The 14455-nt window shown below is 59.8% G+C and carries 15 protein-coding genes; 7 read left to right on the forward strand and 8 right to left on the reverse strand.

Annotated elements, in window-relative coordinates; all coding sequences use genetic code 11:
- Positions 1-21: 21 nt before the first annotated feature.
- On the forward strand, positions 22-846 hold the full coding sequence (locus B097_RS0108875) for an aldo/keto reductase (RefSeq protein ID WP_018582175.1): 825 nt from the start codon (positions 22-24) through the stop codon (positions 844-846).
- Between the two features lie 67 nt (positions 847-913).
- Here the strand turns inward: B097_RS0108875 and B097_RS0108880 are convergent, their stop codons facing one another.
- The 3 genes from B097_RS0108880 to B097_RS0108890 all read right to left on the reverse strand — a co-directional run bounded on the left by B097_RS0108880 (position 914) and on the right by B097_RS0108890 (position 3437).
- A complete protein-coding gene (locus tag B097_RS0108880) occupies positions 914-1387 on the reverse strand; it encodes a ribose-5-phosphate isomerase (protein WP_018582176.1) in 474 nt (157 codons plus the stop codon).
- Between the two features lie 55 nt (positions 1388-1442).
- On the reverse strand, positions 1443-2726 hold the full coding sequence (locus B097_RS0108885; RefSeq protein ID WP_018582177.1) for an O-acetylhomoserine aminocarboxypropyltransferase/cysteine synthase family protein: 1284 nt from the start codon (positions 2724-2726) through the stop codon (positions 1443-1445).
- An 84-nt stretch (positions 2727-2810) separates the two neighbouring features.
- Positions 2811-3437, reverse strand: coding sequence for a mycothiol-dependent nitroreductase Rv2466c family protein (locus tag B097_RS0108890; protein WP_018582178.1), 627 nt, complete (start codon positions 3435-3437; stop codon positions 2811-2813).
- A 104-nt stretch (positions 3438-3541) separates the two neighbouring features.
- On the opposite strand from B097_RS0108890, the gene pepN reads away from it, so the two are divergent.
- The 4 genes from pepN (at position 3542) to B097_RS0108910 (ending at position 8557) form a co-directional block, all read left to right on the forward strand.
- Complete coding sequence (gene pepN, locus B097_RS0108895; RefSeq protein ID WP_018582179.1) at positions 3542-5941, forward strand: aminopeptidase N; 2400 nt, start codon at positions 3542-3544, stop codon at positions 5939-5941.
- Positions 5942-6022: 81 nt separating this feature from the next.
- Positions 6023-6478 (forward strand): hypothetical protein, encoded by a 456-nt coding sequence (locus B097_RS0108900; RefSeq protein WP_018582180.1) that lies wholly within the window; start codon positions 6023-6025, stop codon positions 6476-6478.
- Complete coding sequence (locus B097_RS0108905; RefSeq protein WP_026254417.1) at positions 6468-7904, forward strand: sensor histidine kinase; 1437 nt, start codon at positions 6468-6470, stop codon at positions 7902-7904. The genes B097_RS0108900 and B097_RS0108905 overlap by 11 nt, the downstream gene beginning before the upstream one ends.
- Positions 7901-8557 (forward strand): response regulator transcription factor, encoded by a 657-nt coding sequence (locus tag B097_RS0108910; RefSeq protein WP_018582182.1) that lies wholly within the window; start codon positions 7901-7903, stop codon positions 8555-8557. The genes B097_RS0108905 and B097_RS0108910 overlap by 4 nt, the downstream gene beginning before the upstream one ends.
- Here B097_RS0108910 and B097_RS0108915 read toward each other — a convergent pair.
- Together B097_RS0108915 and B097_RS0108920 are read right to left on the reverse strand one after the other, a co-directional pair.
- Entirely contained in the window at positions 8554-9267 is a 714-nt protein-coding gene (locus B097_RS0108915) for a GntR family transcriptional regulator (RefSeq protein WP_018582183.1), read from the reverse strand. The two genes, B097_RS0108910 and B097_RS0108915, sit on opposite strands and share 4 nt — an antisense overlap.
- 97 nt (positions 9268-9364) lie before the next feature.
- Positions 9365-10507: a cystathionine gamma-synthase gene (locus B097_RS0108920; RefSeq protein WP_018582184.1), complete on the reverse strand. Its 1143-nt coding sequence runs from the start codon at positions 10505-10507 to the stop codon at positions 9365-9367.
- A 104-nt stretch (positions 10508-10611) separates the two neighbouring features.
- On the opposite strand from B097_RS0108920, the gene B097_RS0108925 reads away from it, so the two are divergent.
- Positions 10612-11595: a mechanosensitive ion channel family protein gene (locus tag B097_RS0108925; RefSeq protein WP_018582185.1), complete on the forward strand. Its 984-nt coding sequence runs from the start codon at positions 10612-10614 to the stop codon at positions 11593-11595.
- A 19-nt stretch (positions 11596-11614) separates the two neighbouring features.
- Entirely contained in the window at positions 11615-11986 is a 372-nt protein-coding gene (locus B097_RS0108930) for a globin (protein WP_018582186.1), read from the forward strand.
- 6 nt (positions 11987-11992) lie between these two features.
- Here B097_RS0108930 and B097_RS12780 read toward each other — a convergent pair whose 3' ends face one another.
- The 3 genes from B097_RS12780 to B097_RS0108945 all read right to left on the reverse strand — a co-directional run bounded on the left by B097_RS12780 (position 11993) and on the right by B097_RS0108945 (position 14453).
- Positions 11993-13240, reverse strand: coding sequence for an HNH endonuclease signature motif containing protein (locus B097_RS12780; RefSeq protein ID WP_018582187.1), 1248 nt, complete (start codon positions 13238-13240; stop codon positions 11993-11995).
- 170 nt (positions 13241-13410) lie between these two features.
- A complete protein-coding gene (locus B097_RS0108940; RefSeq protein ID WP_018582188.1) occupies positions 13411-14031 on the reverse strand; it encodes a DUF8185 domain-containing protein in 621 nt (206 codons plus the stop codon).
- A complete protein-coding gene (locus B097_RS0108945; RefSeq protein ID WP_018582189.1) occupies positions 14028-14453 on the reverse strand; it encodes an acyl-CoA thioesterase in 426 nt (141 codons plus the stop codon). Before B097_RS0108945 ends, B097_RS0108940 begins: the two co-directional genes overlap by 4 nt.
- Between the last annotated feature and the right edge of the window lie 2 nt (positions 14454-14455).

Here is a 14455-nt window from a genome sequence, read left to right on the forward strand (position 1 = left end):
TTTTCAGTAGGATCTGAAGCCATGATCCCTTCGATTACTCTCAACGACGGAAATAGCATCCCCCAGCTCGGCTTCGGCACGTTCTTGGTCGCCCCGGAAGAGGCGGAGCGTGTGGTCTCTGAAGCCCTCGAGGTGGGCTACCGCCACATCGACACCGCCGCTTTCTACGGCAATGAGGAAGGTGTGGGGCGCGCGATCGCCAATTCTGGCATCCCGCGCGAAAAAATCTTTTTGACCACCAAGCTGTGGCAGGACCGCCACGAGGACGCGGACAAGGCGCTGGCTGAGTCTCTGGAGCGCCTGGGTACCGACTACGTGGACTTGTACCTGATCCACTGGCCAGCACCAATGCGCGACAAGTACACCACCGCGTGGAAGACGATGATCCAGGAGCGCGACAAGGGCCTGGCGAAGTCCATCGGCGTGTGCAACTTCCTGCCCGAGCATTTGGACAAGCTGGAGACCACCTCCGACGTCACCCCCGTGATCAACCAGATTGAGCTGCACCCGTTCTTCCAGCAGTGGAAGGACGTTGACGCGGCGAAGGTGCACTCCATCGCTGTGGAAGCCTGGCACCCGTTGGCCCAGTTCAAGCGTGACTTCACCGAGATCCCTGAGATCATGGAGCCTGCTGAGGCGCACGGCAAGACCCCGGCCCAGGTTGTGCTGCGGTGGCATATCCAGAACGGCACGATCGTCTTCCCGAAGACCAACCACGTTGAGCGCATGCGCGAGAACATGGACATCTTCGATTTTGAGCTGAGCCCGAAGGAAATGGAAGGCATCATCTCCCTGGATGAGGGCGAAGACGGCCGTATCGGCTTCCATCCGAACGAGCGCGAGTAACCCTCACGCCACAAACACAAAGGTCAGGCCTGTGCAGTAATCCGCACAGGCCTGACCTTTTTACTATTTATGCTCCGGGGACCTCAGGTGCCTGGCCGGTGCGCTCGTACTCAGCAAGGATGTCGATGCGGCGCTGGTGGCGCTCTGCCTTGGACCACTCCTGGTCTAGGAAGGCAGCCACAATGGCCAGGGTCTCTTCCTTGGTGTGCATGCGCCCACCGATGGCGATGAGCTGGGCATTATTGTGCTCGCGGGCAAGGCGCGCGGTCTCCTCAGACCATGCCAGTGCGCAGCGCGCACCCTTCACCTTGTTCGCAGCGATATTCTCGCCGTTGCCGGATCCGCCCAGCACGATGCCTAGCGATCCTTCGTCTGCAACAGTTTTCGCGGCGGCGTCGATGCAGAATGCCGGGTAGTCGTCCTCGGCATCGTATTCGAAGGCGCCGCAATCGATGGGCTCGTGTCCGTTTTCTTTCAGGTACTCGGCGATTTCATTCTTCCGCTCGAAACCTGCGTGGTCTGCTCCTAAATAAACGCGCATGAATCAGATACTACCCACCTGCCCGGCTTCTGTTGCGCAAACGCCTCCAGAAGAACTAGATCGCGTCGAGTGCTTGGTCAATGTCGGCGATGATGTCGTCGACATGCTCCAGCCCCATCGACAAGCGCACCAGGCCTGGGGTGATGCCCACGGAAGCCAGTTGCTCGTCCGGTACCTGGCGGTGCGTGGTGGATGCGGGGTGCAGCACGCAGGAGCGCGAATCAGCCACGTGGACCTCGCGCGAGACCATCGTGAGCGCGTCCATGAACTTCACCCCGGCCTCGCGGCCGCCCTTGAGATCCACTGTGACCACACCCGATGCGCCTTCCGGCAGGTACTTCTGGGCGAGGTCATAGTACTTGGAGGATTCCAAGCCTGGGTAGCGAACTTCGTTGAAGACATCGGTGCGCGTCTCTAGATGCTTCGCCACGGCTAGGGCGTTCTCGCAGTGGCGTCGGATGCGCACGTCGAGAGATTCCAGGGAGAGGTTCAGCAGAAATGCGGAGTGGGCGGCCGGGTAGGCGCCGAAGTCGCGCATCAGCTGCATGCGGGCCTTAATGATGAAGGGTGCGGCTGCGTAGTCCTTGGTGTACACCACGCCGTGGTAGGACTCGTCGGGCTCGGTGAAGTCTGGGAATTTGCCGTTGGTGTAGTCGAAAGTGCCGGCGTCCACGATCATGCCGCCGATCTGCGCCGCGTGTCCGTCCATGTACTTGGAGGTGGAGTGAATGACGACGTCGGCGCCGTACTCAATGGGCTTGCACAGCATGGGCGTGGCGAAGGTGGAGTCCACGATGAGGGGCACACCCTGGTCGTGGGCCACACCCGCGAACTTCTCGATGTCCAGCACACTCATCGCCGGGTTCGCGATGATTTCGCCGAAGAGCGCCTTGGTGTTCGGCTTGAACGCGGCGGCGATCTCCTCGGACGGGGCATCCTGGTCCACGTAGATAACTTCGATGCCGTACTTCGCCAGCGTGGTACTGAACAGGTTGGAGGTTCCGCCGTAGATTTCCGACGATGCCACGAAGCTATCGCCCGCGGAGCACAGGTTCATGATGGCAAAGGCGGTTGCTGCCTGGCCGGAGGTGGTGGCCATGGCAGCCGCTCCCCCTTCCAGGTCCGTCACCTTTTCCTCCACGGCCATTACGGTGGGGTTGGCGAACCGGGAGTAGATCAGGGCGTGGGTGGGTTCGTCGAATACTGCGGTGATGTCGTCGGAGGAGTCGAAGGTGTAGGTGGTGGACTGCACGATCGGCAACTGACGTGGCTCGGTGTTCCCCGGGGTGTAGCCGGAGTGGATGAGCTTGGATTCGTTGCGCAATGGGGTGTCGGACATGCGAAAGCGCCCTTTCAATCAAGATGGAGGTGCTGATATTTATTCAGCACTTTACAGCCTTGAGAAAGGGCGCGGGGTCAGTTCTTACTTCCAGCCGTCTAGCTGCGGGTTTTCGAAGCGATCGCGCTTCATCTCGAAGAAATAAGGATATGCTGCGAGCTTCGAGTAGGCGTCGAAAAGTTCGCCGGATTCTTCGCCCTCTGGGAAGCGGGTGATCACAGGGCCGAAGAAGGCGTTATCCTCCACCTTGACGATGGGTGTACCGGAGTCCTGGCCGACAGCGTCCTGGCCAGCCTTGTGGTAGACGCGCAGGTCAGCGTCCATTTCTTCGGTGTTGGCAACATCGGCGTACTCGGCGGGCAGGCCCACCTTCTCCAGTGCGCGCTTGATTACGTCGTCGTAAGCGCCGAAGTCCTGCTTGGAGTTCTCGCCCTCGTTGTGCACGATCTTACCCATGGCGGTGTAGAGCTCGCCGACCTTTTCTGGCTGCTCGTTCTTCACCTTGGCGAACACGCGGGCTGGCCCCCAGTTTGCCTTCATCTTTTCGGCGTAATCCTCTGGGATGTCAGCGCCCTCGTTGAGGACGGACAGGGACATAGGGATCCATTCGACGTCGATGTCGCGGACCGTTTCTACTTCCTTAATCCAGCGCGAGGTCTTCCATGCGAACGGGCAGGATACGTCGAACCAGAACTTTACTGGGGTTGCCATAATTATTTCCTCCAAAATTTACTTTAAGTTTCTACTGTCTCGCGTGGTCCAGAGTACTGGATCGCACAGAAACGTCAACCAGCCTACAGCGTTAGAGTGGAACAATGACTTCACAATCTTTAACCCGCGACCACGCCCGCCACCGCGCCAGCCTGATCAAGGACGTCCATTACCGCGTCCACCTCGACGTCACCGGCCCGGAGACCTTCACCTCCACCACCACGGTGACGTTCAGCTCCAGCGCGGGCGAGATCAGCATCGACCTGAATGTAATGGACGGTTCGTGGGAGGCAACGCTTAACGACGAAGCCTTGCGCGACCTTTCCTTCCCAGTTACGGAGGGCGAGCAGACCCTCGTCGTGAAGGCAACCATCCCCTACTCGCGCACGGGCGAGGGGCTGCACCGTTTCGTCGACCCGGCCGACGACAAGGTGTACCTGTACTCACAGTTTGAGCCTGCCGATGCCCACCGCGTCTTCGCCTGCTTCGACCAGCCGGACATCAAAGCCACCTATGAGTTGTCGATGACCACGCCCGAGTCCTTCACCGTGGTGATGAACGAGCCAACAACAAGCACCCCATCGGCAGAAGGCACGACGCATACCTGCACGATCGACTACCCACTGTCAACCTATCTGGTGGCCTTCATCGCCGGCGAGTACGCCCACGTGCACGACACCTTCGAGAACATTGAGTTGGGGCTCTACGCGCGCACTTCCATCATGGAGCACCTCGACGCGGACCGCCTGTTCACCGAAACGAAGCAGGGCTTTGCCTACTACCACGAGAATTTCGGGCGTCCTTACCCGTTTACCAAGTACGACCAGATTTTCTGCCCTGAGTTCAATATCGGCGCGATGGAGCACGTTGGCGCGGTGACGATCCGCGACGAGTACGTCTTCACCTCTGAGGCCAGCCCCTACATGTATGAGCGCCGCAATGAGACCATCTTGCACGAGATGGCGCACATGTGGTTCGGCAACCTAGTGACGATGCAGTGGTGGGACGACCTGTGGCTCAACGAGTCCTTCGCCACCTGGTCCGCAGCGATCACCCAGGCCGAGGCCACGGAGCATGACACCGCGTGGGTCACCTTCGCCAACGTGGAGAAGGCGTGGGCGTATAGCCAGGATCAGCTCCCCTCGACCCACCCCATCAGCACCGACGCCCCAGACGTCGAAACAGCCGAGCAGAACTTTGACGGCATCACCTACGCCAAGGGCGCCAGCGTGCTCAAGCAGCTGCAGGCCTACGTTGGCCGCGACGCGTTTTTCGCCGGCGTGCGCGCCCACTTCGATAATCACGCCTATGGCAACGCCACCTTCGACGACCTGCTCGGCGCGCTGGAGAAGGCCTCCGGCCGCGACTTGAGCGAATGGTCCCAGCAGTGGCTGAAGACCACGGGCATCTCCACCCTGTACCCGGAGATCACCGACCGCTTCGTCGTTGTCCAGGAGTCTGATGTGCAGCGCACGCACCGCGTCGGCGTCGGGCTCTATGCGCTTATCGACGACACCGTGCGCCGGACCCACCACGTGGAGATCGATATCACTGGCGAGCGCACCGAGATCCCCGAATTCGCCGGCGTGGAGCATGACCTTGCCCTGGTCAACGATGGGGACCTCACCTACTGCCTAATGGGCATTGCCCCACAGCAGCAGGACTTCGTCGTCAAGCACCTGGGCGATATCGCTGATCCGATGGCGCGTACGCTGGCGTGGTCGGCGGCGTGGCAGGCCACCCGCGCAGGTGAGATGCCGGCGCGCGACTTTGTCGATCTGGTGGCGCGCCACCTGGATGCGGAAGATCAGACCGCCGTGCTGGAGCGTGTGGCTGGTCAGGCGGCGATGGCTGCCCGCTACTACGTGGCCGAAAACCACCGCGACCAGGCCTTCGCCACCCTGGCCGAGGCATTTCAGGGCCGCGAACCCGCCACCATCTTCGACCGAGCACTGGCGCGCCTGCCGCAGACCGAGGACAGTGCCGCCTACCTGCACTCACTGCTGGAGACGTCCGATAACCAGGAAGTGCGTTGGTTGGCGATCACCGCGCTCATTGCGCGCGGCGATCTTGGCCTCGACGCCCTCGAGCAGGAAGGTGATCGCAGTTCCGCCGGCGAGCTAGCACGGCTGCGGGCGCGGGCGGTCGTCGATAAGCAATGGGCTTTCGACGAAGTCATGGGTGGTCAGCGCACGAATCTGGAGGCGCGCCACCTGATGGAAGGTTTCAACTTCACCGACGGTGGCGATTTCACCGCTGCCTACTTTGACCAGGCGCAGTGCGTGTGGCAGGAGCAGTCTTCGGAGATGGCGCAGCGCACGCTGACAGGGCTTTACCCGGTGCGGGACCTCTCTGATACGGCGTTTGCGCGTGCCGACGAACTCCTGGCCGGCGAGTTGCCGCAGGGGCTGCGCAGGATTCTTTCGGAGGAACGGGATAAGGTGGAGCGTGCTCGCCGAAATCGCCTGGTTGATGAGGAACGGGACATGAAAGAACTTTCATAGTGGTTTCATGTGTAGTTCAGAGGCGAATGGCAGACTGAGGCTATAGCCACAGAACACCAGACCGCTAAAGGATCAAAAATCATGACGTCACTGCGCAAGTTCGCGCCCATCATCGCGATCGTTGCTCTCTTGGTGCTCGTTGCCGTCGGTGGTGCCGCACTAGCGAACAATAATCAAGCACCCAATGTTCCGGAGGAGGCAGCAAGCATCACGCTGAACCCGGAAACTAGCACCGCGGGCACCTCGAGTTCGTCGAGTACATCGACCAGCTCAAGCACTGCTGAATCCGAATCCTCGGAAGGCAGCGCCGAGCCGAAGCCTGACGAGCCGCGGAGCGAACCTGCACCGGCTCGGGCGCCGGCACCCGCCCAGGCCCCTGCCCCTGCACCGGCCCCGGCGCCGCAGCAGCAGTACATCCCTCCGGCCCCTGCCCCTGTGTACACGCAGCCCTATAATCCGGCTCCGCAGTGGACAGACGATGATTGGGACGACGACGATTGGGATGATGACTGGGACGACGATTGGGATGACGACTAAGACGAAGCCACTTGCCACCTCTCTAAGAAAACGGGTGGTGGTGTGGACGACCGTGGTGGTGTTTATTGCACTCACCGCGGTATTAGTCTTGTCTCGCTCGTTTTATATGGGCCAGATCACTGACAGTGTGAACGATGCAGTGGTTCAAGAAATCGACGAGTTCGCGAAATTCGCCAACGAAGGAGTTGACCCCACCACCGGGGAAACTTTCGACGACCCGCAGCGCCTCATCGAGGTATATCTCCAACGGCAGATCCCCGACCGGACGGAAAATATGCTGGGCTTCATTGACGGAAAGATGGTCCAGCTGGACTATTCACAACTTTCTGGCGAGCAACCTGACCCGGTGGCTTTCGACGATCCCATCGTCCACGAGATCCTTAATAGTCCATCCAGTGGCGGCCGATTTGAGGAGATGCACTGGGGGCGGGTGGAGATTGACGACAATGCCATCTTCGCCGTGGTTTATGATTCCGGCCCCGAGCGCGCCCAGGCCAATAACAATATGATTTGGATCAGCCTGATCTCGTTGGGCGGGCTCATTGCCGCCATGCTGATGGCGTGGATGATTTCGGGGCAGATCACAGCACCGATCCGCAAGCTGCAGAAGGTCGCCTCGTCGATAAGCAACTCTGATCTGACCGCGCGCGTGCCTGTAGAATCGAACGACGAGATCGGGCAACTGGCGATCACGTTCAACGCGATGCTCGACCGCATCGAAGCCGCATACCGCGACCAGCGGCAGTTCGTCGACGATGCCGGTCATGAGCTGCGCACCCCCATCACCGTGGTGCGCGGGCAGCTGGAGCTGCTGCCCTATACCGCGCCGGAGGACCAGGCGAAATCCATCGAGCTGGCCACCGCCGAGCTGGACCGGATGGCGCGCATGGTCAACGACATGCTCACCCTGGCTGTGGCTGATTCGGGAGACTTCGTTCAGCCCGAGCTGACGGACCTAACTGAACTGACGATCTCCATCGACGACAAAGCATCGACTATCGACGAGCGAGCCCGCCTTGTGGAGATGGCCGAGGGCGAGGCGGTGCTTGACTCGGAGCGAGTCACCGAAGCAGTGCTGGAACTCTTCGGCAATGCACTGAAGTATTCCGACGAGCAGGTGGAGATCGGCAGTACCCTGCTGGGCGAGGGTGAAGACCGAACCGTGCGTTTCTGGGTGCGCGACCGAGGCGAAGGCATCCCTGAGGAGACACGCGGGAAGCTCTTCGACCGTTTCTCCCGCGGGGACAACCTTGGTTCGCGGCCGAGTGGTGCGGGCCTGGGCTTGTCGATTGTGCAGGCGATTGGTCAAGCTCACGGGGGCCGCGCGTTCGTTGAATCTACAGTGGGGCTTGGTAGTATTTTTGGGCTGGAAATTCCTGCCCCGGAGGACCCTGAAGCCACGAAGCAGGACGGAGAAACACTATGAGCAGAATTTTGATCGCCGAAGACGACCACGGGATAGCCGACTTCATCGAACGCGGTCTGACGGCTGCGGGCTACCCCTGCGACACGGTTGATTCCGGCCCGGCTGCCTTTGCCATGGCGCGTACCGGCGACTACGACCTCATGATTTTGGACCTCGGCCTGCCCCACATGGATGGTGCCGACGTCCTGGAACAGCTTCGTGCGCTGCGGGTTACCCTGCCGGTGATCGTGCTGACGGCGCGCACCAAGGTTGAAGACCGCGTCCGCGTGCTTGAGGGCGGCGCCGACGATTACATGCCGAAGCCTTTTCAGTTCGCCGAGCTGCTGGCGCGCGTCCGCCTCCGCCTGAGCGAAAGGCAAGCGCCCTCTAGTGTCGAACTAACGCGCGGCGATATGGTGCTGGACCTGCGCGCCCAGCGGGTCCAGGTGGACGGCAAGTGGAAGGACTTGTCGCGCCGCGAGCTCAGCCTGTTGGAGACGTTCATGCGCCACCCCGGCCAGATCCTGTCGCGCGCCCAGCTGCTGTCCATGGTGTGGGGCATGGATTTTGACCCTGGATCCAACGTGGTCGACGTGTATATCCGGACCCTGCGGAAGAAGATTGGCGCCGAGAGGATCGAAACCATCCGCGGATCCGGCTACCGCCTAGTCTAATCCCGCGCGGTGACGACCTTGACCTGAGCCACGTCCGGCCGGACCGCCACGTAGGAAAAGGCCACGATGGCGTCGCTACGCAGGTGCGTTGTCCGCGTAATCCGCAGAACTTGCGCCGCGCTGGTCACTTCCAACCGGCTACGCTCAGCGTCGGTGGCCGCGCCTGGCACGATCACGTCTTCGCGCTTATCGACGTCCGCCCCTAACTTGTTGGCGAGCGCGTCTATCAGGGAGTGGTCGAGATGCTGTGCGATGTCCGCGTACTCTTGCGGCACAAAGACGGTTTCTAAGATTCCTGGCACCCCGGAGATGTAGCGGAGCACCTCGGCACGAAACACCTCATCCCCCGGGTTGATTTGGAAGGCTGTCGCCACTGGATGCGGGGCCTGGACTACCCCCTGGCTCAGTAATTTGTGGGAGTGCGCAATCTCAAGGGAATCGAGTTGCGCGTCCACGCCGTCGATCCGCGTTAACTCCAGCATCGGCGGAACCGCGCGGACAAACGTGCCCCCGGCGCGGCCCCGTTTGCGGTCGATCAGACCCTCCATCTGTAGGAGGTCAAGGGCGTGGCGAATGGTCATGCGAGCGACGTCGAATTGGCTGACCAGCTCACGCTCCGCGGGCAGCCGATCCCCCGGCTTGTAGGTGCGGTCCTCGATGCCCTTGCGTAGCGTTTCAGCGATGGCCACATAGGCAGGTTTGCGGGCCATAACACCTCCGTTGGTTGTTTGGTACACCGATTATGGTATACGTCCACAACCTAAGATATAGGGCATTTCACGTGCGATGTTAAGTTTCCTTCACAAACTACAACTGAGCAAGGGCCTGCTCGATATCGGCGATGAGATCCTCGACGTCCTCGATGCCGATGGAAATGCGGACCAGCTCGCGCGGCACCGCCAAATCGGAATCCTCAACGGACACGTGCGTCATGGTCGCAGGGTGTTCCACCAAGGACTCCACCCCGCCCAGCGATTCCGCCAGCGCGATTAGCTTGGTGGACTTGCAGAACTTCTTCGCCTGCTCCTCTGTCTGGAAAATCACGGACACCATGCCGCCGAAACGCTTCATCTGCTTCTTCGCCACCTCGTGGTTCGGGTGATCCGGCAGACCCGGGTAACACACGCGTGCTACTTCCTCACGCCCTTGCAGGAATTCCGCCACCGTTTCCGCGTTATCGCAGTGGCGGTCCATGCGCACGCTCAGCGACTTGATTCCGCGGGCCGTCAAGTAGGTGTCGAAAGGCGAAGGGATGGCGCCAACCCAGCCGAAGAAGAAGCGCAGCTGCTCCTCAAGCGCAGGATCGTTGGCACAGACAAGTCCACCGATCACATCGGAGTGCCCGCCCAGGTACTTCGTCGTCGAGTGCACAACGACGTCCGCACCGAGCGCCAACGGCTGCTGCAGGTACGGCGAGGCAAAGGTGTTGTCGACGACGAGGGACGTGTCACCCTTGATGTCCGCGATCGCACGAATATCGACGATGTCCAGTGCCGGGTTCGTCGGCGTTTCCACCCAGATCACCTTGGTGTTGTCCTGAATGGCTGCCTGGACCTGCTCCGGCTTCGTCGTATCGACGACGGTATTTTCGATACCCCACTGGTTGAAAATCTGGTTGATCAGGCGGTAGGTGCCACCGTATGCATCATTGCCGATGATGATGTGATCGCCCGGCTTCATCAGGATGCGCAGCACCGTATCGATGGCCGCCATGCCAGAGGCATACGCGACCGCATAGTCCGAGCGTTCAAGGGCTGCGACGGTTTTTTCTAGTGCAGTGATCGTTGGATTGCCCACGCGCGTGTATTCGTAACCGTTCCGCAATTCCGCAAGGCCATCTTGCTGGAAAGTTGTCGACGCGTAGATGGGCACATTGATGGACCCGTACAAACTGTCGGGTTCGTAACCGGCGTGGATGGAGTCGGTGGAAAAACCAGAACCGTTGGACATAGGGTTCCTTTCTAGTTCGAGATTAGACACATAGTAGACCAAGCTGTTCAGTCGGCGTTGAATTATATGCATCGTTATAATATTCCCATAAAGAAAGGAGCCATTTGAACACTTACCTAGCCCAAGAAGAAAGCACGTCAGTCCCCACATCAGTCGATGATGCCGTCGGTAGCGTCAACGAATGGTGGAACAACCCCGTAACCCAAGAATGGGTCATCGAACGACCGCTAAAGATCGTGGTCATCCTGGTCGTCGCCGCGATCATCCATTGGATTCTTGTGCGGGTCATCAACCGCGCCGCCCGCCACAACATCAACAGTGGCGGCAGCAACTTCCCCATATTTTTCCGGTCCAACAGTGATGAACAAAATGCGCAGCAGGAAGCACAGGAAGAGCGCCGCAAACAACGCGTGAAAACGCTGGCCAGCGTGGGCCGCTCCGCAGTGGCGATCATCGTCTGGGTCTGGGCAGCCCTGGCGGTCCTCGACCAGCTCGGCGTAAATATTGGTCCGCTGATCGCCTCGGCCGGTGTGGTCGGTGTTGCCATCGGTTTCGGCGCGCAGTCCCTGGTGAAGGATTTCTTGTCCGGCATCTTCATGCTGCTGGAGGACCAGTACGGAGTGGGCGACACGATCGAGGTCAACGGCATTTCGGGAGACGTCGAGGAAGTTACCCTGCGCATTACGACGGTGCGCGATATCGACGGCACCCTGTGGTACGTCCGCAACGGCGAGATCTTGCAGGTGGGTAACTTCTCTGCTTCCTATTCGGTGGCCCGCGTCCAGATCCCTGTGTCGCTCAAGGCAGACCCGGACGCCGTTGCCGACACGATCATCACCTCTGCGGAGCGCGCCCTTGAGGGCGATGAGTGGAAGAGTTCCGTCTTGGAGCAACCCGTCCTGAATGGTGTGACCGATTTCGCTGTGGACCACATGAGCTACCGCGTTTCGGTAAAGACTTTGCCTGGCCAGCAATGGAGTGTCCAGCGACACCTCAATCGGCGCATCTTGGATGATCTCCAAAGCGCTGAGGTGCCACTTCCTTATCCGAATGGCCGTTTTCAGTTCCCAGGCAGCGAAGAAGAGTAACTGCCCGTAGGGTTGTGCCATGGCCACATCTTTTTATGAACAAGTCGGCGGCGACGCGTTCTTTTCCGCGCTCGTCGAAGGCTTCTACACGCAGGTGCGTGACGACGACCTGATCGGCCCAATGTACCCCCAGGATGATTGGGAGGGGGCCGAACAGCGTTTGAAGTGGTTCCTCGCCCAGTATTGGGGCGGGCCGACCACTTTCAACGAAAAGCGTGGCGCACCGATGTTGCGCAGGCGCCACTTTCCTTATGAGATCGGGGAACCCGAGGCAGAACGCTGGCTTGAGCTGATGCATAACTCTTTAGACAGCGTGGAAGTTTCCGACGAACATCGTGCGGCGCTCTGGGACCATATGGTGCGGGTCGCAGCAATGATGATCAACAAGTAGCCCTCGTTAGAACGGCGGCGGCCCTTCGAATTGGGGTGCGCGTTTCGTCGGCGGGCCGGTCCGTTTGCTTGGGCCAGCCTTTTGTCGTCGGCGCTTCTTTCGCTGGTTGAGAGTAACTTTCCAGCGGGCGTTCCTCGGGGCGAGAGGCCCGTCGGCTTCGTCGACGACCCAAGTGCCATCTCTGAACAGCCAATAGACGTCACCACTGATCGGTTCGAAGATGTAGTGAACCAGTCCGTCAGTTTTCCGATTGTGGTGGTGCCTGCAGAGGCTCACTAGGTTGTTCGGGCTGGTGGGTCCACCTTTGGACCAGTCCACGCAATGATCTTTGTCGGTATGTGTGGCGGGGCGGTTGCATCCCGGCCAACGGCAAGTCCCATCGCGCCCGTTGATATACGCGCGCATCAGGCCGGTGGCCGCGTACTGTGCGGTCACCCTGTCTTTTGCGACCATGATGTCGCGGACAGTCTTTGCATCACGCTCAGCAGCCTCGGTGGCTTCTGGACTGAAATTTCCAGTTCCAGGCATCCATGCACACGCGTCCGCTACGTCGCTGGCCTTGTACACGTTAAGGACAACGGAAAGATCAATGTCTTCCAAGATGAGGCGTGCGTGGGCCTCAGCTAAGGAGATCTTCTCTTTGGCCGCGAACGCGCGAATCGCCTCATCGATCTGGGCTGTGGTGTATCCATCCCAGGTGCTGGAGGTAGTGAAGGTTCCGTCCTTATTGTCCTCGACATAATGGTCCCGGGCTGCTGGCTCGGACTCTTCGGTCTCTGGAGCATCCCTTAGTTCGCGCAGTAAATCTTCGAGCCGGTTTCCCACGGCCCGGGGCCCGGGCATGACTTGGGCGGGTTTCGTCGGGGTGAGAAATTCTGTTAAGAACTCATCGACGATGATCTGATTGTCTGGATGATCCCAGAAGGTATCGCAGCATAGTGTGGCAGCAATCTTCCGTAGCAGGATCATATTCGCGTGATATAAGGATTCCACCAGTAGCTGAAAGCGCGGAAGAGCAATGAGCGTGTCCATCGCAAGAAGATTGTTGGCGATCATCGTTTCAGATACGCCAAGATCTGCGGAGAGTCCGGCAGCGTACTCGGACCAGTCGCGTACTTCCTGGGGAGCCTCGGTTTCTGCGAAGAGGCCTTTCCAGATGTCGTACTCAAGTTGCCTCAAGAGCCGTTGCTTCCTGGCCTTCGGCTTGTCGGAGCAGACTGCGTAGTATGCCTCACCTGTATTCGAGTGCCACATGGCTTCGTCACCCCCCTCGACGAAATTATCCCGATTATGTCCCCGTATCGTTCATTGACTACACCCATTTTAACCCGGTGAACACAAGTTCGAAATAGCGTGTGACAAACATCATAAAAATAACCGCGTGGTGCAACAATGCTCCACACGGTTAAAGGGCTATAGAACGTTTAGACGGATAGCCCAAGGCCTGCTGAATGGTACACAGATCCAAATGGCGCGTCCAGCCTAGTCCAGCGTCCCACTGTCGAGACACGGAGGTGGCGCGGGATTTCCACCGGCGCGGAAAACCCCGGGATCAAGCCCAAAGATGTACATGCGAAGATCATCCGCATGGGAATCTCCACCTCATCGTCGATGGTGATCACCGTCTGGTCCAAAAGGGACTTCGGCGGCCCAAGCGGCCCAGAAAACTGGCGCGCTAGATCTTGACCCTGATCGGCCAAACCACGCACGACAGTAACCGGCAGCACTTCCCGCTCCACAAACCCAGTTTTTGGAGGGAGAGCACCAATCCAATTCGGATCACGCGCAGCACCAACATAGGAACGCCCTTCAGTAAGCGCGTCAAGCAGGTCAGTGGCAGACACCACTGCCCCATCGCGGGAACAGGTGCCGACGACTCGTCGTGAAGCGATCACCTCGAAGGGGGTGGAGACGAAAACGTCCACAGTGCCGTCGTCACGCGCCGAGAACCGGGCGGACGCCGACGCATCCATGCCGACGGTGCGGCCGACCAAAGAACGCAGGCCAGCAGCACCATCAGTGATGGTGAGTGATTCATCCGTCACTCTGCGGGCTCCTCCGGCTTCATGGTCAGGATGCCCACTTCTTTCTGGGTCAGGGAACGCGGGCGCTCAACCTCCATGTCGATGGCCACCTGCACGCACTCAACGACGCACGCGGTGCGACCCTGGCGGTCCTTGATCTCCTGGCGGGTGGTGAAGGACGTGTTGCCGATTTCAACAACCTGCGTCTCGACGACAACCGTCTTCGTGTCAGGCAGGATCGGCCGCAGGAAGTCGCACTCGATGTGGCGCACGAATACTGCAAACTCGTGGCCACGCTTCTCGAAGTACTCGTCCGCGAACTCCACGCGCGCTTCCTGGGCGATCTCAACATAGCGGGCGTTCATGATGTGCCCGTAGCGGTCAAAGTCGCCCCAACGCAGAGGCACTTCGTGGAGATGGATATTTGAAGATTGGTCCGACATAA

The organism is Corynebacterium pilosum DSM 20521 = CIP 103422, assembly GCF_000373805.1.
Lineage (GTDB): Bacteria > Actinomycetota > Actinomycetes > Mycobacteriales > Mycobacteriaceae > Corynebacterium > Corynebacterium pilosum.